The sequence below is a fragment of the Nocardia sp. JW2 genome (assembly GCF_051843015.1).
Lineage (GTDB): Bacteria > Actinomycetota > Actinomycetes > Mycobacteriales > Mycobacteriaceae > Nocardia > Nocardia coubleae.
In genome coordinates this window covers 350,130-367,933 of the sequence record NZ_JBPXLK010000002.1, presented here as the reverse complement: position 1 = coordinate 367,933, position 17,804 = coordinate 350,130, and the positions used below count along the sequence as shown (strand labels likewise).

The window sequence follows — 17,804 nt, the reverse complement described above, 5'->3', positions numbered from 1 at the left end:
CCCTCCGCAAATCCGTTCCCATCCATCCTGCGTGGGGCGCCGAATTCCTAGCAAACAGCTGGCACCCGATTCGAGGCACCCCGCTCGCAGGGGTGTCATAGCCTCGGGCTACATTCGTGACCGATGACACAGAATGGGTTCCGAAGCGAAGCCTTCCCACCGAGCGTGGATTCTGCGGTTACCGCACGCGCGGCCGAAGGAGTCGAGCTAGCTGCACTGTTGGAACGATGCGGCCTTGCCGACCAGCAAGCCTTTGCCGAACTGTACGACCGGACCTGTGCCCGCGTCTTCGGCCTGATCCTGCGGGTGCTCCACGACCCCGGGTACGCCGAGGAGACGACGCAGGAGGTCTACCTTCAGATCTGGCGCACCGCAACGAGTTTCGACCCCGCCAAGGGGTCGGCGGTGACCTGGCTGATGACGCTGGCCCACCGCCGCGCGGTCGACCGGGTTCGTGCCGAGCAAGCCCACACCCAGCGCGAGGTCGCGTACGGGATCCGGGTACTCGGTCACGAATTCGACGAGGTCACGGAGGAGGTGGAACGCAGACTCGAACAGCAGGCCGTCCGGCGCGGGCTCTCGACATTGACCGAGACCCAGCGCGAGGCGATCTCGCTCGCCTACTACGGCGGGCGGACGTATGCGGAGGTAGCTCAGCACCTCGGCATCGGATTACCGACCGTTAAGTCCCGTATTCGGGACGGATTGACACGACTGAAGAAAAGTTTGGGGGTGACGTGAGATGAACGACGCCCAGATCGATCTCGCGCACACCGTCGCGCTCGGATTGATCGACGACGAAGACCATCACGCGATCCAGACCATCATCGATACCGAAGACCCCACCCTGTGTACCGAGTTTCTGCACGAGATCCGCGCCACCCGCGCGGCTCTCACCGAACTCTCGGAACTCACCGCCACCCCACCACCCCCGTCTCTGCGCGCTCGGCTACTGGCCGCGATCGAGGCCGAAGAACCACCCGTAGCCAGCTAGGCGCACAACGAAAGGCCCCCGGACCGCAACGGTCAGGGGGCCTTCGTCATGTCAGGTCAGTGCGCGTGACCGTGACCGTGCCCGTGGTCGTCGGCCTCTTCGGCCGGCTTCTCCACGATGGCGCTCTCGGTGGTCAGGATCATCCGGGCGACGGACGCGGCGTTCACCACGGCCGAACGGGTGACCTTGACCGGGTCGACGACACCGTCGGTGAGCAGGTCGCCGTAGGTGAGGGTGGCGGCGTTGAAGCCTTCCTTGCCCTCGGCCACCTTGCTGACCACCACGGCGCCGTCGAGGCCCGCGTTGGTGGCGATCCAGAACAGCGGCGCCTCGAGGCCCTTGCGGACCACCTCGACGCCGACGGCCTTGTCGCCGGTCAGCGAGTCACGCAGCTCCACCAGCGCGGCGGCGGCCTGGACCAGCGCCGAACCACCACCGGGGACGATGCCCTCCTCGACCGCGGCCTTGGCGGCGGCGACCGCGTCGTCGACGCGGTACTTGCGCTCCTTGAGCGCGGTCTCGGTGGCCGCGCCGACCTTGATCACCGCGACGCCACCGGCCAGCTTGGCGAGGCGCTCTTCGAGCTTCTCGCGGTCCCAGTCGGAGTCGGTGGCCTCGATCTCGCGGCGCAGCTGCGCGCTGCGGGCCGCGATGTCGGCCTCGGTGCCCGCACCGTCGATGAGGACGGTCTCGTCCTTGGTGACGACGACGCGACGCGCCTGGCCGAGCTGCTCGAGGGTGGCCTCGCGCAGGGTGACGCCGAGATCGGGGTTGATCACGGTGCCACCGGTGACGACGGCGAGGTCGTCGAGGAACGCCTTGCGGCGGTCACCGAAGAACGGCGCCTTCACCGCGACGGCCTTGATGGTCTTGCGGATCGAGTTGACCACCAGGGTCGACAGCGCTTCGCCGTCGACGTCCTCGGCCACGATCAGCACGCCCTTGCCGGACTCGGCGATCTTCTCGAGCACCGGAAGCAGGTCGGGCAGCGAGCTGATCTTGTCGCGGTGCAGCAGGACGTAGGTGTCCTCCAGCACGGCCTGCTGGGTCTCGGGGTCGGTCTGGAAGTAGGGCGAGAGGTAGCCCTTGTCGAACTGCACACCCTCGGTGACGACGAGTTCGGTCTGCGTGGTCGAGGACTCCTCGACGGTGACCACGCCGTCCTTGCCGACGGTGGTGAGCGCCTTGCCGACCATCTCGCCGATCTCCTCGTCACGCGAGGAGACGGTGGCGACCTGGGCGATGGCCTGGGCACCCTCGACCGGGGTGGCCGCGGCGAGCAGCACCTCGGACACCTTCTCGGCGGCGAGCGCGATGCCCTGGCCGAGCGTGATGGGGTTGGCGCCGGCGGCGACGTTCTTCAGGCCGGCGCGCACGAACGCCTGGGCCAGCACGGTGGCGGTGGTGGTGCCGTCGCCCGCGACGTCGTTGGTCTTGGTGGCGACGCTCTTGACGAGCTGGGCGCCGAGGTTCTCGAAGGGGTCCTCGAGGTCGATGTCACGCGCGATGGTGACACCGTCGTTGGTCACGGTGGGGCCACCGAAGGCCTTGGCAAGGACCACGTGGCGGCCACGCGGGCCGAGGGTGACCTTGACGGCGTCGGCCAGCTTGTCCACACCGCGTTCCAGTGCCCGACGAGCCTGCTCGTCGAACCGGATCTGCTTGGGCATCTAAAAGCTCCTGTGTTTAACGCATTCCGCCCCGGGGTCACGAAGACGCCGGGGCGGAACGCTGGTGCGGCGTCGGCCTTACTTGGTGACGACGGCCAGGATGTCGCGCGCCGAGAGGATGAGGTATTCCTCGCCCTGGTACTTGATCTCGGTGCCGCCGTACTTGCTGTAGATGACGACGTCGCCTTCCTTGACATCGACGGGGATGCGGTCACCCTTTTCGGTGATCCGGCCCTCGCCGACGGCGATGACGGTGCCCTCCTGCGGCTTCTCCTTGGCCGTGTCCGGGATGACCAGGCCGGAGGCCGTCGTCGTCTCGGCCTCGTTGGCCTGGACGAGGATCTTGTCCTCGAGCGGCTTGATGTTCACGCTCGCCACGTTGAGCCCTCCACTTTCAGGGGAATTCGGTTGTCCGGAACTGTTGCCCCGGACCGGGTTCGGTTCAGCATGCGACCCTGCGCGCAGGCCCCGTCGTCGCGGGTGCCGGGACTCCGAGCCCAGTAGTCGTCGATGGCACAAGCACAGCTACACAGTGCCGACTAGCACTCTATACGCGAGAGTGCCAGCGCTCAAGGTCGGGTTCTGCCAATGTCGCATTATCGACACGCCCGCGCGTAATGGTGATCTTCACATCGACCGACTGAATCTGTAACGTTCGCATAACAGGCTGTGACAGAGTATGCATATCGTTCCATTCGAGATGGTCGGCCTCCGTTGGAACCATCCGCTCGAAGGGAGGTGAACATGCGAACATCCCTCGGCATTTCCGCCGGGAACGAGGTGGTGTGCTCGGCTCTGGTCGCCACCGCTCCATCCGGCGAACAGAACTTCGACTACCGCGTCGTCTCCGCCGACGCCGCGCACTCCGACCTCGGCGACCTCGTGTCGTCGTCGATCGAACTGATGACCAACCAGTTACCCGTGTCCCAGCAACACGTGGAGCTGGATGGCGAACCGCTCGGACGCTACTCCACCGGCGCGCACCGCCGTGCCGTCGCCACGCGCTCGCGCCCACCGACCAGTGTGGCCGTCGCCTACCGCAACCGCGAGCAGGCCCAGGCCATCCGGGCCGCGTGTTCGCACCACCGCGATCTGCGCCTGGTCCCCGAAGGCACCGCCGCACTCGCCTATCTGCGCAATACCGGTCTGCTCGACCGGTATTCGACCGTGGCCGTGGTCGACCTCGGCGCCACCGGCCTCACCGTCACCGTGGCCGACCAGGCCGACGGTACGGTCCTGCACACCGAACGCACCCCGACCCTCAGCGGCAACGCCATCGACGAGCTGATCTACCACCACCTCGTCGATCTGCACTACGCCCGGCGCGGGACCAGGCCCAACCGCCAGACCCTCACCAATCGCGGCCGCGCCGCCAAGGAACACCTCACCGTCGCGCCCGCCGTCACCATCGACCATGTGGCCGGGCAGCCGCTGAAACTCACGCGCTCCGATTTCGAGGAGCTCATCGGCGGGCTGCTGCGCAATATCGCGGTGTTCTCGGCTTCGGTGTTCACCAGGGCACCGAAGTACCCCGAGGCGGTTGCGGTGATCGGCGGCTGCGCGAACATCCCCAGCGTCATCGACACCCTCGACGCGCGCCTGGACGTCCCGGTGGTCACGGTGCCGGATCCCGAGGCCGTGATCGCCAAGGGCGCGGCCCTGCTCGCCGACGCGGCGGCACCCTCGGGTCTACAGGTGGCAACCCTCGGTGACGCGCCGAGCGGCACCTTCGCCAAGGTGATCGGCACGCTGGCCGGTGCGGTGGTCGTGGTCGGGCTGGTGATCGGTTACGGCGTGCGGACCATCTCGCCGGATGCCCCCGATGTGACGCCCGCAGGCACCAGCAGCACCGTGCGCCAGCCGCCGTTACCCGTGGTGCCTCCGGCACCGACACCGACCTATCGAGAGAGCACCGACCGCACCGGGGTCACCGTGGCCCCGCCGGTCGTCGAGTCGCCCGCTCCCACCCAGGAGCCGACCACCACGACACCGCCGACGTCCACACCGTCGACCACCCCCGCGCCGTCCCCGTCGCCCACGACCACGGCACCGACCCTGCGCCCCGACCCGAACCTCCCGCAGATCCCCTACCCCGAATCTCCGGGCGGTATCAACAGCGGATCCGGTCGCGGCCAGCAGCGTCCGTCGACCCCGAACACCTCACCCACCCAGGCACCGGCCAGCGGCAGCCTCGTGGTTCCGCCGACAACAGGCGTCACCCCGCTCGTCCCGGTCGACTAGAACCAGCAGATCTAGCGCAGCGCGCTCACCGACACCGGGAGCCCGGGGTCCGTCGCCACCGTCAGCTCGGCGGGTTCGGCGCCCGCCGCGATCACATGCGCGCCGAGGGCCGCGATCATCACCCCGTTGTCCGTGCACAGCCGCGGCTTGGGCACTCGCAGGGTCAATCCGGCTGCGGCGCAGCGCTCCTCGGCCAGCGAGCGGATCCGCGAGTTCGCCGTGGCACCGCCGCCGAGCACGATCGTGTCGACACCGACATCGGTCGCCGCGCGCACCGCCTTCATCGTCAGCACATCCGCCACGGCCTCCTGGAACGACGCGGCGATATCCGGGATCGGCAACTGTTCGGGCGTGATGCCCTGGCGCTGCGCGGCTTCCACGTATCGGGCGACGGCGGTTTTGAGGCCGGAGAAGGAGAAGTCGTAGCGGGCGTCGCGCGGGCCGGTCATGCCACGCGGGAAGGCGATGGCGCGCGGGTCACCGTCCTGCGCCATGGCGTCCAGCGCGGGGCCACCGGGATAACCGAGGCCCAGCAGCCTGGCGACCTTGTCGAAGGCCTCGCCCGCGGCGTCGTCGACGGTACTGCCCATTTCGGTGATGGGCGAGCCGAGATCGCTCACCTGCAGCAGATGCGTGTGCCCACCCGACACGAGCAGCGCCACCGCGGGCGGCAGCGGACCGTGTTCGAGGGTGTCGACCGCGACGTGCCCGCCGAGGTGGTTGAGTGCGTAGAACGGCACATCCCAGGCCGCCGCGTACGCCTTGGCGGCCGCGACACCTACCAGCAGCGCACCGGCGAGGCCGGGCCCGATGGTGACGGCGAGCGCGTCCGGCTTGCTGATCCCGGCGGCTGCCAGCGCGCGGCGCATGGCGGGCACGATCGCCTCGAGGTGCGCGCGCGAGGCGATCTCGGGCACCACACCGCCGAAACGGGCGTGCTGGTCGACACTCGAGGCCACCTCGTCGGCGAGCAGTTCGACCGACCCGTCGGGGTGACGGCGCACGATGCCGACTCCCGTTTCGTCGCACGAACTCTCGATCCCCATGACGATCACGCCGCGACCCCGCTCACAGTCGATCCGATCCGGTAGGCGAATACGGCGGCACAGCGTGCGCCGTTCACGACAGCACCTCGTCCTGACGACCGCGCGCGGCCCACTCGTCGGCCGCGGCGGTGAGTTCCGGGCGCCGCATCGTGTACGCGTCCGCCCCACTCGGGTGGTAGTAGTTCTTGCGCAACCCGATGATGTGGAAACCGTGCTTGGCGTAGAGCGCGATCGCGGGCGCGTTGTCGGTGCGGACCTCGAGGAACACCGGGCCGCCGCGCTCGGCGGCCGTCGCCAGCAGGGCCTCGAGCAGCAGCGTGCCGATCCCACCGCGATGACACTCCGGATCGACCCCGATGGTGTGCACCTCGGCCTCGGGATGGGCGTTGTCGCCGAGCAGCGCGATGCCCGCGTAGCCGACCATGGTGTCGTTCTCGTCGCGGGCGGTGATGTAGCGGTTGTGCGCCCCGGCCAGTTCGGACCGGAACGACACCGCCTGCCACGGATCGTCCTCCGGGAACAGCAGGTGTTCGAGTTCGACGCAGCGGTCGATGTCGTGCACGGTCATCGGGGCGATGCGGTAGGTCACGAGGCGCCCGCCAGGGTGCGGAAGCTGTTCTCCACCGCGTCGGGCCGACGCAGGTACAGGGGCACGAGCGGCTCGGGCGCCGCACCGGCCAGCAGGGCGGGTGCGGCGACGGCGACCAGGCCTCCCGGCGACGGCGTCTCGTTCGGCAGCACCGGCAGATCGAAGTCGTCGACGTGGGCGGCCGACCCGGCGATGGCGACGGCGTCGCCCATCGGTACCTCGGCGGGTTTGCACACCTCGGGCCCGGCCACGCGCGCACCGTCGAGGTAGCGCGCCCAGTAGACCTCGCGTCGGCGCGCGTCGGTGACCACCAGCAGTTCCCCGGCCTCGCGTTGCTCGCCCGCGCTGTCGGCGGCGATGGCGTCGAGGCTGCACACGCCGTGCACGGGCAGGCCGAGCGCGTCACCGAAGGCGGCGGCGGTGGCCATACCCACCCGCAGCCCGGTGAACGGGCCCGGCCCGATCCCGACGACGACGGCGTCGAGGTCGGCGCGGGCCACCCCGGCTTCGGCGAGGCATTCGAGGATCTGCGGGGTGAGGACCTCGGCGTGGGCGCGTGCGTCGACCTTCACCCGGGTGGCGAGGGTGGCCACGGCGGGTCGGGAGTCCGCGTCGTCGGCCGGTGACAGATGCACCAATCCCGCTGTAACGGCAGGTGTCGCGGTGTCGACTGCTAGTACGAGCATGATTGTCTCAACAATACCGGGTGGTATCCGCGACCGGCGCGCACTGGTGGATCGGGTCCGCGCGCGTCAGCCGATCCATTCCCAGATCGCCGTGCGCACATCGGATTCCGGTTCCCGCACCAATTGCACGCGCAGGTGCCGGTCGGCGAGGTGTTCGACCACGCCCTTGCCCCACTCCACGACCACTACCGCGTGGTTCAGGTCGGTGTCGAGGTCGAGGGAATCGAGCTCGTCGAGGTCACCGGCGAGCCGGTAGGCGTCGACGTGGACCATCGGCACCCCGGGCGAGCCGTCGGGTCGCTGCCCGGCGCGGTGGGCGCGCGCGATGATGAACGTCGGCGAGCTCACCCGCCCCTGCACACCGAGGCCGACGGCGATGCCCCTGGTCAAGGCGGTCTTGCCGGCGCCGAGTGGGCCGTCGAGCACCACCAGATCGCCGGGGCGAAGTGTCTGCGCGAGTTCGCGGCCGAGCGCCTCGGTGTCGTCGACGGACGGCAGGACGCGGGTGCGTGGGTCAGCCACCGACGGCCTCCCCGCCGAAGCTCTCGGCGCCCGCGCGGGCGAGCAGCCGGTCGAGTGCGTCGAGGGTCACCTGGGGGAACTGCAGGTGCGGCATGTGCGCTCCCTCACCGATCTTCACCAGCTCGCAGTTGGGCAGTGCCTCGGCGAGCAGGCGCGAGTTCTCGAACGGGATCACCATGTCGTGCGCGCCGCCGAGGACGAGCACGGGCAGCTTGTTCAGTGTCGGCAGCGCGGCCGATTCATCGTGCAACTCAATCGTTTTCAGGAACTTCTCGACCGTGGCGACCGGTGTGCGGTCGATCATCATGGTGGTGAATCGCGACAGTGTGGGACTCACCGGCCCGTGGAACGAGCTGACGTGCAGGATCGGCGTCACCACGTGCTTGCTCGCCGAGCGCCCGAACTGCACCAGCGCGGGCGCCGACCGCACCGCCAGCCCGAAAACGCCCAGCGCCGGATGCCGCAGCAGCTGCAGCACGCCGGTGGAGGTGACCTCGGCAGCGGCGGTGTTGAGCAGGGCGACCCCGACCACCCTGGTGGCGAACAGTTCGGGGAACTGCGCGGCCGCCGCGAGCACCGCCATCCCGCCGAGCGAATGTCCGACGAGCACCACCGGACCCTTCGGCACGCAAGTGCGGATCACGGTCGCCACGTCGCGGCCGAGCTGGGCGATGGTGCAGCTGTCGGTGCTCGGCGTGCCGGAGCGGCCGTGGCCGCGCTGGTCGAAGAACACCATCCGGATCCGCGGGCCCCACTGCTGGGCCAGGTCGCGGCGCTGGAAATGGAACGAGTCCATGCTGTTGCAGAAGCCGTGGACGAAGACGAGCGTCACCTCGGCGGTGTCGTCACCGTAGGTACGGGTGGCCAGCGACACACCGTCGTCGGCGCGGACCTCACCCGGCTCGTCCTCATCGATCAGGGCGAAGTTCTCGTCGCGGTACTCGTCGCGTTCGGCGGGCCAGCGCACCCGCGCGCCGATGCGGCGCAGCGTGTGGGCGAGGGCGAGCGCCCCGAGCACGCCTGCGGTGGCGAAGCCGCCGCGCACCACCTGACGGCGCCTCATCGACCGGTCCCCACGTAACGGCGGACCGCGCGACCGCGTGGTGAGCACACGATCTCGTAGTCGATGGTGTCGAGCAGCCGCGCCCAGTCCAGGGCGTGCGGGTGTCCCGCGCCGCCACCGAACAGCACCGCCCGGTCGCCCGCGCGCACATTGCCGACGTTGTCGCCCAGGTCGACCATGAACTGGTCCATGCACACCCTTCCGACATTACGGTGCAGCGCGCCGCCGAGCCACACCTCGAAACGCCCACTGAGCGAACGGAAAACACCGTCGGCGTATCCGGCGGGTACCAGGGCCACGGTGGTGTCGCGTGGCGCGATCCACCGGTGCCCGTAGGACACGCCTTCCCCGGCAGCCACCCGTTTGACGAGGGTGACCTCGGCCTGCAGCGTCATCGCGGGCCGCAATCCGAAGTCGCCGAGCTCGGGGATCGGTGAGAGCCCGTAGACCGCGATACCCGGCCGGACCAGGTCGAAGTGCAGGTCGGGGCGGGTGAGGGTGGCCGCCGAATTCGACAGGTGGATCAGCTCCGGCTCCAGGCCGTGTTCCTTGGCCAGCGCGACGGCCTCGAGGAACCGTTCCCGCTGCCGGTCGATGGCGGGATTGCCCGGTTCGTCGGCGTGCGCGAGGTGGGAGAAGATCCCGCGCAAACGCAGCACGCGGTCGTCGACGAGGGCGCGCACGGCGGCCAGGACCTGCGGATACTCGGTCGCCGAGACGCCGTTGCGGTTCAGTCCGGTATCGACCTTGAGCGAGATCGTGGCGGTGCGGCCGGTCTTGCGCGCGGCCTGCTCGACCACCCGCACCTGCTCGAGCGAGGACACCCCGATCTCCACGTCGGCCGCGATCGCCGCACCGTAGTCGGCGTCGATGGTATTGAGCCAGCACAGAATCGGGGCGTCGATACCCGCCGCCCGCAATTCCAGTGCCTCGGCGACCGTGGTAACACCGAGTTCCCGCGCGCCCGCCCCCAGCGCGGCACGCGCGACCTGCACGGCACCGTGGTTGTACCCGTCGGCCTTGACCACGACCATCACTGCGACACCCTGCGCGAAGCCACGCAGCACTCGCACGTTGTGAGCAATGGCGTCGAGGTCGATGACCGTCTCCACTTGCGCATTCACCCTCCCGATCCTGCCTCCCCCGCCTCCCCGCGCCTTAAGCGGGGCGTCCGGTAGCTCGATCGTTGGTTGTCGGGCTTGCGTTGGATACGTACGGGCTGGGAGGTGGTGGGGGAGTTACCCATGTTCTTGCGTGATCAGCTGGTTGCTGTTGGGGGCAGTTCTCGTAGGAGGCGGATGGCGGGTCGGATGTGGGTGTGGAGGGGGGTGGCCGAGATGGGGGCGCCCGCGGTTTCGCCTGCGTGGGCGGCGAGGTTGGCGGCCAGGGCGTGGGTTCGGGCTGCCGCCGCGGCTGCCCAGGTGGGGGGTTTGCCTGCCGCGAGGAGGGCACCGATGATGCCGGCGAGGACGTCGCCGGAGCCTGCGGTGGCGGCCCAGGAGCCGCCCGCGTCGTTCACCAGGGTTGGTTCGCCGGGGGTGGCGATGATGGTGGCGCGGCCCTTCAGCAGCACTGTCACGCCCCATTGCTCGGCCAGGACGCGGACCGCTGCCTGCCGGTCGGGGTCGGGGCTCGCACCGGTGAGCCGGGCGAACTCGCCCGCGTGCGGTGTGAGGACGGTCGGGGCCTGTCTGCCGCGTACCAGGTCGGGTTCGTGGGAGAGGATGGTGAGGCCGTCGGCGTCGATGATCACCGGGAGATCCGTGGCGAGCACCCGGGCGAGATCGTCGCGCCTGTCTGTGCCGACACCAGGCCCGAAGACCCAGGCCTGTACCCGGCCTGTTTCCTGGATACTCGGTGCGGCAACGACTTCCGGGAGTTGCTTCACCACCTCGGTGTCACTGCCTGCGTACCGCACCATTCCCGAGGTCGCCGCCACGGCCGCACCGGTACACAGCACGCCGGCGCCCGGGTATTCGGCGCTGCCCGCGCATACGCCCGTCACGCCCTGGGTGTACTTGTCGTCGAACGGCCCGGGTACCGGCCACTCGGCGCCGACCTCGGCCGGATCGAGTTGCGACAGCGTGGCATCGGGAAGATGTAAACCGATGGGCACCAGGATGATTCGTCCGCAGCTCGCGGGCGCCAGGGCATGGACGGGTTTGTACGCCCCGAACGTCACCGTCACGTCCGCGCGCACGGCAGGCCCGTCGATGGCCCCGGTGTCCGGGTCGACACCGCTGGGCAGGTCGGCGGAAATGATCGGAACCCGCACGGCAGCAACCATTTCTGCGGCTGCGGGACGCAACGGCCCCTTGCCGGATATACCGACGATGGCGTCGACAACCACGTCGACCTCGCCCAGCCGATCGACCACTCGACCACCGGCCTGCCGAAAAGCACTGAGCCCCTGCGCATGCGCGCGCTCCGGGTTCAGCAGCACCGCCTGCACCGCCACCCCTCGTCGCCGCAGCATCGCACCGGCCCACAGCCCGTCACCGCCGTTGTCACCGGATCCGACCAGCAGACCAACGGAACGGCCAACCACTCCCCCTGTGCGCGAACGCAATTCATCGGCGACCACCCGCGCCAACCCGAACGCCGCGCGCCGCATCGGCACACCGTCGGGTACCCGGGTGAACAGTTCCGCCTCGGCCGCCCGCACCTGATCGACGGTGAAATAGTCACGCCGAGCAACCATCGTTCGCCTCCCGCCTGCGCCCGCGCGGGCCACGACCGTCCCGCGATCGTTCGCAGACTACGCTGCACAACCATGTCGATGGTTCGTCACCGCGCCGCACGGGTTGCCGCCGGATTCACCGTGGTCGCCGCCCTGCTCGCCGCCGGTTGCTCCGGCGACGCGGACAACGCGGCCACCACCACAACCCGCAAACCCCGCCCGGTCAGCACCACGACCACCCCGAGCGTCGAGGTGGACGCCGCCCTCACGGTCGAGGTCAGCGACATGAAGTACAGCCCGGCCCAGGCGACCGTCAAGGTCGGCCAAACCGTCACCTGGAAGTTCTCCGACAAGGCCCCACACAACGTGCAGGGCATCGGCGACAAGGCGATGGGCATCAACAGCCCCATCATCGACAAGGGCGAATGGTCCTACACCTTCACCCAGCCCGGCACCTACCGCTACTTGTGCTCCCTACACCCCGAGATGCGCGGCCAGATCACCGTCGAATAGGTCCTATTCGACGGTGACAGACTTCGCCAGGTTGCGCGGCTTGTCGACGTCGTAGCCGCGCGCCTGCGCCACCTCGGCGGCGAAGACCTGCAACGGAACCGTCGACAGCAACGGCTGGAACAGGGTCGGGGCGACCGGGATCTCGATGAGGTCGTCGGCGAACGGGCGGACCGTGTCGTCGCCTTCCTCCGCGATCACGATCGTGCGCGCGCCGCGGGCCTGGATTTCGCGAATGTTGCTGAGCAGCTTCGAATGCAGCACCGCGCGACCCTTCGGCGACGGCATCACCACGATCACCGGCAGACCGTCTTCGATCAGCGCGATCGGTCCGTGCTTGAGCTCGCCCGCCGCGAAACCCTCGGCATGCATGTAGGCCAGTTCCTTGAGCTTGAGCGCACCCTCGAGCGCCACCGGGTAACCCACATGGCGGCCGAGGAACAGCACCGTCGGCACGTGCGCCAGCTCGCGGGCGATGGCACGCACCTGCGGCGCGGTGTCGAGCACCCGCGCGATCAGCTTCGGCATCGACTCGAGCTCGGCGAACTCGCGGGCCACCTCGTCGGGGTACTTGGTGCCGCGCGCCTGCGCCAGCGCAAGACCGACCAGATAGTTGGCGGCCACCTGCGCCAGGAACGCCTTGGTCGAGGCCACGCCGATCTCCGGCCCGGTGCGGGTGTAGATCACCGCGTCGGACTCGCGCGGGATCTGCGCGCCGTTGGTGTTGCAGATCGCGAGCACGCGCGCCTTCTGCTCCTTGGCGTGGCGCACCGCCTCCAGCGTGTCGGCGGTCTCCCCCGACTGCGAGATCGCGACCACCAGCGTCGACCGGTCGAGCACCGGGTCGCGGTAACGGAATTCGCTGGCCAGCTCCACTTCCACCGGCACCCGTGTCCAGTGCTCGATGGCGTACTTGGCCAGCAGACCCGCGTGGTAGGAGCTGCCGCACGCCACCACGAACACCTTGTCGAATTCGCGCAGTTCCTGGTCGGCGAGGCGCTGCTCGTCGAGCACGATCCGCCCGCCGTTCTCGTCGACGACGAAATGCCCGATCAGGGTGTCGGCGACAGCGGTCGGCTGCTCCTCGATCTCCTTGAGCATGAAGTAGTCGTGGCCGCCCTTCTCGGCGGCGGCCAGATCCCAGTCGATGGTGAACGGCCTGCTCGTCACGTCGGAATTGCCGTCGAAGTCGGTGACGGTGTAGCTGTCGGCGGTGATCACGACGGCCTGGTTCTGGCCGAGCTCCACGGCTTCGCGGGTGTGCTCGATGAACGCGGTGACGTCGGAGGCGATGAACATCTCACCCTGCCCGACCCCGACGACCAGCGGCGTCGACTGCCGGGCCGCGACGATCGTGCCCGGATGATCGGCATGGGTGAACACCAGCGTGAACGCGCCGTCGAGGCGGCGAAGCACGGCGAGCACGCTCGCGGTGAAGTCACCGGCGGTCGGCCCCTCGGCGTACGCGCGCGCCACCAGATGCACCGCGACCTCGGTGTCGGTGTCGCTGAGCAGCTCGATCCCGGCGTCCTCGAGTTCGCGCCGCAGCGGTGCGAAGTTCTCGATGATGCCGTTGTGGACCACGGCCAGCTTGCCGGAGGGGTCACGGTGCGGGTGGGCGTTGCGGTCGGTCGGCGCGCCGTGCGTGGCCCACCTGGTGTGGCCCATTCCGCTGGTCCCGGCGAATTTCGCGCCGTCGGCGACGTCGAGTTCGGCTTCCAGATTCGCCAGCCGCCCCGCCTTGCGTTCGACCGCGATTCCCCCGTTTCCGTCGAGAATCGCCACCCCCGCGGAGTCGTAGCCCCGGTACTCCATGCGACGCAGCGCGTCGACGACAACGCCGAGCGCATCCCGGTATCCGACGTAGCCAACGATTCCGCACATGGTCCACCACCCTACTGATCGGCTAGTCTTCACGCCGTGTCGGACTCCGTGAAATCGCTCCTGAGCACCCTGTCCATGCGCGGTCCTCACCGGGTGCTGCGTGGCAATCTCGGCATCGCCGGCCAGCCCGGCGTCGTCTACACCCCCGAGTCCGGGCTGAACCTGCCTGCCGTCGCGTTCGCGCACAGCTGGCTGACCAGCGCCGAGAACTACAAGGGCCTGCTCGAGCACATCGCGTCGTGGGGTTTCGTGGTCGCCGCCCCCGACACCGAACGCGGACCGATCCCGTCACACCTCGACCTCGCCACCGATCTGCTCACCACCCTCGACATCGTGAGCAAGGTCCGCCTCGGCGACGGCACCATCAGCGTCCACCCCGACCGCCTCGCCCTGACCGGCCACGGCATGGGCGCGGGTGCCGCCGTGATCGCCGCCGCCCAGCGCCCCGTCGCCACCGTCGCCGCCCTCTTCCCCGCGCCCACTTCCCCCGCCGCGGAGAACATCGCCACCGACCTCGACACCCCCGCCCTGATCCTGGCAGGCGACGACCTCGACTCCATCAACTCCAACGCCCGCCCCCTCGCCACCGCCTGGTCGGGCCCCTGCCTCCTGCGCCGCCTCGACGGCGCCACCCACAACGGCATCATCGAAGGCCGCCGCCTCTTCGCCGCCCTCGGCGCAGGCCGCTACGAATACAAAACCGACAAGGCCACCCGAGCCCTCCTCACCGGCTACCTCCTCACCACCCTCGTCGGCGACAAAAAATACAAACCCTTCGCCGACCCCGAAGCCGCCATCCCCCACACCACGGTCATCGACCCCCACGCCGAGGTGGAGGTGGAAGCGCCGAAACTGTCCGTCGGCACGATCGCCAAGCTCATCAAGGGCTGAAAGCCGTTCAGCGGAACCGGACTTCACACACATCGAGTCCGGGAATGCGCTCGTAATGGCGCACGTTCGCGGTAGGTATCTGCCCCCGAAACTCATCGCGGTCGCGGCTGTCAGCACGTCGTGGACGCCGATCTCCTTCCCCCGAAGGATCCGCCTCGCGCACCGCCTCCAGATCGTTCGCCGAACCCGGGACCAGGCCTCCCTGCCGAAGTGAGCAGTCGCAGCGCTCTGTCATCGACCTACCATGCCGCCCGTCTCCGGATACTCATCGGCCCCGATGCCCACGGACGCTTCGACGCACGACGCCTTCTCCGGTGTGGCCCTACCTTTCCGCATCGCCTCTTCCGTTGCGAACAGTTGCGACCGCGACGGAGTGGGCACACAATGCGCTGTCGAAAATTAATCCAGCACACTCCCGGAAGGCGTTTGACGCCACAAACGGTCATCGCCGAACCGGACAGAGGCGGTCGCGTCATCCTTGCGAGCTAGCAACGTCCAGCCATTCTCAAATTTCACACGGAGCGTCCCGGAATTGAATCCGACCGAGGAAATAATACGAGCGCAGCGTCAGGCACCGAGCGCGACGGGTGATATCACGAGCAGCGCGAGCACTGTTGTCGATCGCATCTGTTCTCCTGTCCCACAACGTCCGAACGCCGGTGCGACAGGAATGAATCGGTGCACGCGGCGTGACGTTGGTGCGGACCTATTCGGGCAGTCTCGCTATTGCTTTCTTGGCTTCGTCGCGGGTATACGCGTCGGAATCCACTAGGTAGGGCTGAATGAGCGCCCGCACACCGGGCGCCTTCATCTGGCCAAGCGCTTCGATCGCGAAATTTCGGGTGTGGGGATGTTCAAGGTGAGCCAACGCGATCTCCTTCGCAGCCGGTGTCGGATGGCGGCCGATGAAACGCATGAGCGCCGCGATAACGACATCACCAGGCGGTTGTTCGGAGATCACGGTGGCGACCAGGTCGAAATCGCTCGATTCCGCGGCCGTGGCCAGCCCCGACCCGGCCCAGTATCGGACATCCTCGGCAAGCGGAGGGCGTCGACGTAGTTGGTCGACAAGTAGGTCTATGGCGGCGCGGTTGCCGTGTGCGGCCGGGTCGTTGAGGTTGCGGATGAGGTCCGCGCGAATGCACGCCTTGTGATGTTCGGCTGTGTTGAACCGTCCCCATTCCTCAGGCCCGGGGATCTTGTCGTCCAGGTGGGCGAGCCAGTCGAGGAAGACTGGGATAGCGGGCGGGATGGTAGGGAGCTTCGCGAGGTCGCTGAGCCCGTAGGCGCGTACTCCGACGGCGGCGAGGTCGCGGACAAGTCGCAGGTCGTAGCCGTTGCGTCCGTCATGGAACCACGCCGGTAGGTTGGTGAGCCAGTCCTCACCATGGGGCATGCCAGGGTAGGTGATGACCGGTGGGGACGCAGCGGTGGATGGTGTCGCGCGCCGCTCACCGCGGTCAGCCGCCGTTGGGGTGGTCTTGGCGATAGCGAGTTGGTGGATGTGGAAGGCGGCGAGCCGCTTTCGATACTGACGAAGGTTGGCCAGTTGCTGCTGTCCGCGACGCTGCCAGTCCGCCAGGTCCGCTGCCGAGCCCTCGACGGTTGACAACGCCGAACCTGGTTCCAGACCGGCTTCGGCAATGCCTGTAGCCAGGGTGTCGATGAACCGGTCGAGCTCGGCGATGAGGTGGGCGAGATCGTGTTCGCTCGGTGTGTCAGAGGTCGGCGTTGTCATCGAGCTCCTTCCGGATCAACGTGATCTTGCCTTCATCGACGAGCTTCTGAACATCGGGCGTGAGTTGAGTGCGGTGATCGGTGACCAGGATCGGCGAGTAGCCCTTGCTGTTGGCGTAGTCGACCATATCGGTGATCTGCGCAGTGTCGCGACTGTCGAGCTTGTTTTTGTTCTTGACCTCGGTGACCTGACCGAGCTGGGGATCGATGTGGTCGGGGGCGCGGACGCGTCCGTTGACAACAACTTCTTCCTTCTTTCCCCGTGGTATCCCTGCCCGGTCTTCGCCTTGTTGCCCGGTGGCACCGCTATCTCTGGTATCGCCGTTGTGGATCGGGTCAGTATTGCGCGGTGTCCGCTCGATGATCCCCGTCAGCAGTCGCGAGGAGGCTGTCGCTGTGGTGTAGATGCCGGTGTTCGAGTTGATCGCCGTTGCGACGAAGGTGTCGAGTTCGACCATGAGCGTGTCGAAATCGGTCGCGGCTTGGCGGATGAGCGCGTTCTTGGCAGCGGTGTATCCGACGTCGCCGCCTTCTCGTCCGGGAGCGGCTTGTGCTACGTCCAGCGCCGCTAGTGAGGTGACCAGGCTGTTCAGAATCGCTTGGACCTGTTGGCGTTCGGTGTCGGACTTGTCACCGACTTCGGTGCACGCCGCGCGTAATGCTTTGGCGATGGTGCCAGTGTCTCGGTACGCCGTCGCGATGAGCGCGACTTCCTCGAGGATGCCTTCGACTTCGACTTCGGTTTGGTCGTAGAGGTGCCCTTTGACGTCGTTGAACATGCTGATCGCGTCGGTTTCGGCGTGTTCGCCGAAGATCTGGAACTTCTCGCCTGCGGTTTTGATCCGAGCGAAGTCGCAGTCTGGCCACTTCTTGGTGACTTGGTCGGCGATCTTGTCCCAATGCGCTGGCCTGTCTCCGGTCCCGCCAGCCGAAATCTGCTTGGGGTGTAGGGCATCAACGATCGTGGTGACGCTTGGGGCCGATGTTTGGTCGGCTCCTGACTGATTGGGGTCGGTCGCAGATTCGTTGGTGTCGTAATTCGCACCGGACTGATGGACCTGCTTGGCCAGTTCCCCGGCAGCGAGGGCGGTGAGCGAGCCCAGCTCGAATACATCCGAGGCCGACTGGTCGTAACTGGTTGACCAGCGCACTCCCGCCTCATGCACGCCAGCCGAGCGCGCGACATCAAGGCTGACATCAAGGATTCGCAAGAAGGCTTCGAGCTCGCGACTGGATTGGGCAAGCCGAGTGGCCGCGACGTAATACGCGGCAGGATCCACATTGCCCACGG

Annotated in this window: 17 protein-coding genes; 5 read left to right on the top strand and 12 right to left on the bottom strand. The window is 68.0% G+C overall.

The window, feature by feature from the left end:
- The first annotated feature begins 123 nt into the window (after positions 1–123).
- Positions 124–741 (top strand): sigma-70 family RNA polymerase sigma factor, encoded by a 618-nt coding sequence (locus tag ACSVDM_RS04690; RefSeq protein ID WP_210740784.1) that lies wholly within the window; start codon positions 124–126, stop codon positions 739–741.
- 1 nt (position 742) lies between these two features.
- A complete protein-coding gene (locus ACSVDM_RS04685) occupies positions 743–994 on the top strand; it encodes an RskA family anti-sigma factor (RefSeq protein WP_067490887.1) in 252 nt (83 codons plus the stop codon).
- Positions 995–1,050: 56 nt separating this feature from the next.
- On the opposite strand, the gene groL is transcribed toward ACSVDM_RS04685, so the two are convergent.
- Together groL and groES are read right to left on the bottom strand one after the other, a co-directional pair.
- On the bottom strand, positions 1,051–2,664 hold the full coding sequence (groL, locus tag ACSVDM_RS04680; RefSeq protein ID WP_357147127.1) for a chaperonin GroEL: 1,614 nt from the start codon (positions 2,662–2,664) through the stop codon (positions 1,051–1,053).
- Between the two features lie 78 nt (positions 2,665–2,742).
- Positions 2,743–3,042 carry a co-chaperone GroES gene (gene groES, locus ACSVDM_RS04675; RefSeq protein WP_067490891.1) on the bottom strand — a complete coding sequence of 100 codons (300 nt, stop codon included), beginning with the start codon at positions 3,040–3,042 and terminating at the stop codon, positions 2,743–2,745.
- Positions 3,043–3,408: 366 nt separating this feature from the next.
- Here groES and ACSVDM_RS04670 point away from each other — a divergent pair, with 366 nt between their 5' ends.
- Positions 3,409–4,905, top strand: a complete 1,497-nt coding sequence (locus ACSVDM_RS04670) for an Hsp70 family protein (RefSeq protein WP_439263077.1) — start codon at positions 3,409–3,411, stop codon at positions 4,903–4,905.
- 11 nt (positions 4,906–4,916) lie between these two features.
- Here the strand turns inward: ACSVDM_RS04670 and tsaD are convergent, their stop codons facing one another.
- The 7 genes from tsaD to ACSVDM_RS04635 form a co-directional block, all read right to left on the bottom strand.
- On the bottom strand, positions 4,917–5,960 hold the full coding sequence (tsaD, locus tag ACSVDM_RS04665) for a tRNA (adenosine(37)-N6)-threonylcarbamoyltransferase complex transferase subunit TsaD (RefSeq protein WP_067490893.1): 1,044 nt from the start codon (positions 5,958–5,960) through the stop codon (positions 4,917–4,919).
- Between the two features lie 64 nt (positions 5,961–6,024).
- Positions 6,025–6,540, bottom strand: a complete 516-nt coding sequence (gene rimI, locus ACSVDM_RS04660; protein WP_067490895.1) for a ribosomal protein S18-alanine N-acetyltransferase — start codon at positions 6,538–6,540, stop codon at positions 6,025–6,027.
- Entirely contained in the window at positions 6,537–7,226 is a 690-nt protein-coding gene (gene tsaB / locus ACSVDM_RS04655) for a tRNA (adenosine(37)-N6)-threonylcarbamoyltransferase complex dimerization subunit type 1 TsaB (protein WP_439263075.1), read from the bottom strand. The genes rimI and tsaB overlap by 4 nt, the downstream gene beginning before the upstream one ends.
- Before the next feature lie 66 nt (positions 7,227–7,292).
- Positions 7,293–7,748 carry a tRNA (adenosine(37)-N6)-threonylcarbamoyltransferase complex ATPase subunit type 1 TsaE gene (tsaE, locus tag ACSVDM_RS04650; RefSeq protein WP_439263073.1) on the bottom strand — a complete coding sequence of 152 codons (456 nt, stop codon included), beginning with the start codon at positions 7,746–7,748 and terminating at the stop codon, positions 7,293–7,295.
- Positions 7,741–8,811 (bottom strand): alpha/beta fold hydrolase, encoded by a 1,071-nt coding sequence (locus ACSVDM_RS04645; RefSeq protein WP_067491198.1) that lies wholly within the window; start codon positions 8,809–8,811, stop codon positions 7,741–7,743. Before ACSVDM_RS04645 ends, tsaE begins: the two co-directional genes overlap by 8 nt.
- A complete protein-coding gene (alr, locus tag ACSVDM_RS04640; protein ID WP_439263070.1) occupies positions 8,808–9,935 on the bottom strand; it encodes an alanine racemase in 1,128 nt (375 codons plus the stop codon). The genes ACSVDM_RS04645 and alr overlap by 4 nt, the downstream gene beginning before the upstream one ends.
- Before the next feature lie 134 nt (positions 9,936–10,069).
- The gene (locus ACSVDM_RS04635; RefSeq protein WP_439263068.1) at positions 10,070–11,512 is read right to left on the bottom strand and encodes an NAD(P)H-hydrate dehydratase; all 1,443 of its coding nucleotides are present in this window, start codon (positions 11,510–11,512) and stop codon (positions 10,070–10,072) included.
- 72 nt (positions 11,513–11,584) lie between these two features.
- Here ACSVDM_RS04635 and ACSVDM_RS04630 point away from each other — a divergent pair, with 72 nt between their 5' ends.
- On the top strand, positions 11,585–12,004 hold the full coding sequence (locus ACSVDM_RS04630; protein ID WP_067641269.1) for a cupredoxin domain-containing protein: 420 nt from the start codon (positions 11,585–11,587) through the stop codon (positions 12,002–12,004).
- A 3-nt stretch (positions 12,005–12,007) separates the two neighbouring features.
- Here the strand turns inward: ACSVDM_RS04630 and glmS are convergent, their stop codons facing one another.
- Complete coding sequence (glmS, locus tag ACSVDM_RS04625) at positions 12,008–13,885, bottom strand: glutamine--fructose-6-phosphate transaminase (isomerizing) (RefSeq protein ID WP_439263066.1); 1,878 nt, start codon at positions 13,883–13,885, stop codon at positions 12,008–12,010.
- Positions 13,886–13,921: 36 nt separating this feature from the next.
- Between glmS and ACSVDM_RS04620 the strand changes: the two genes are divergently transcribed.
- Positions 13,922–14,776, top strand: coding sequence for a dienelactone hydrolase family protein (locus tag ACSVDM_RS04620; protein WP_439263064.1), 855 nt, complete (start codon positions 13,922–13,924; stop codon positions 14,774–14,776).
- Between the two features lie 706 nt (positions 14,777–15,482).
- Here ACSVDM_RS04620 and ACSVDM_RS04615 read toward each other — a convergent pair.
- Together ACSVDM_RS04615 and ACSVDM_RS04610 are read right to left on the bottom strand one after the other, a co-directional pair.
- A complete protein-coding gene (locus tag ACSVDM_RS04615) occupies positions 15,483–16,514 on the bottom strand; it encodes a HEAT repeat domain-containing protein (protein WP_439263062.1) in 1,032 nt (343 codons plus the stop codon).
- On the bottom strand, positions 16,495–17,802 hold the full coding sequence (locus ACSVDM_RS04610) for a putative toxin (protein ID WP_439263060.1): 1,308 nt from the start codon (positions 17,800–17,802) through the stop codon (positions 16,495–16,497). The genes ACSVDM_RS04615 and ACSVDM_RS04610 overlap by 20 nt, the downstream gene beginning before the upstream one ends.
- Positions 17,803–17,804 lie beyond the last annotated feature (2 nt).

Coding starts and splice junctions, on each gene's coding strand:
- ACSVDM_RS04690 (WP_210740784.1), top strand. CDS start 124: ATGACACAGAATGGGTTCCGAAGCGAAGCCTTCCCACCGAGCGTGGAT.
- ACSVDM_RS04685 (WP_067490887.1), top strand. CDS start 743: ATGAACGACGCCCAGATCGATCTCGCGCACACCGTCGCGCTCGGATTG.
- groL (WP_357147127.1), bottom strand. CDS start 2,664: ATGCCCAAGCAGATCCGGTTCGACGAGCAGGCTCGTCGGGCACTGGAA.
- ACSVDM_RS04670 (WP_439263077.1), top strand. CDS start 3,409: ATGCGAACATCCCTCGGCATTTCCGCCGGGAACGAGGTGGTGTGCTCG.
- tsaB (WP_439263075.1), bottom strand. CDS start 7,226: ATGCTCGTACTAGCAGTCGACACCGCGACACCTGCCGTTACAGCGGGA.
- ACSVDM_RS04645 (WP_067491198.1), bottom strand. CDS start 8,811: ATGAGGCGCCGTCAGGTGGTGCGCGGCGGCTTCGCCACCGCAGGCGTG.
- ACSVDM_RS04635 (WP_439263068.1), bottom strand. CDS start 11,512: ATGGTTGCTCGGCGTGACTATTTCACCGTCGATCAGGTGCGGGCGGCC.
- ACSVDM_RS04630 (WP_067641269.1), top strand. CDS start 11,585: ATGTCGATGGTTCGTCACCGCGCCGCACGGGTTGCCGCCGGATTCACC.
- glmS (WP_439263066.1), bottom strand. CDS start 13,885: ATGTGCGGAATCGTTGGCTACGTCGGATACCGGGATGCGCTCGGCGTT.
- ACSVDM_RS04615 (WP_439263062.1), bottom strand. CDS start 16,514: ATGACAACGCCGACCTCTGACACACCGAGCGAACACGATCTCGCCCAC.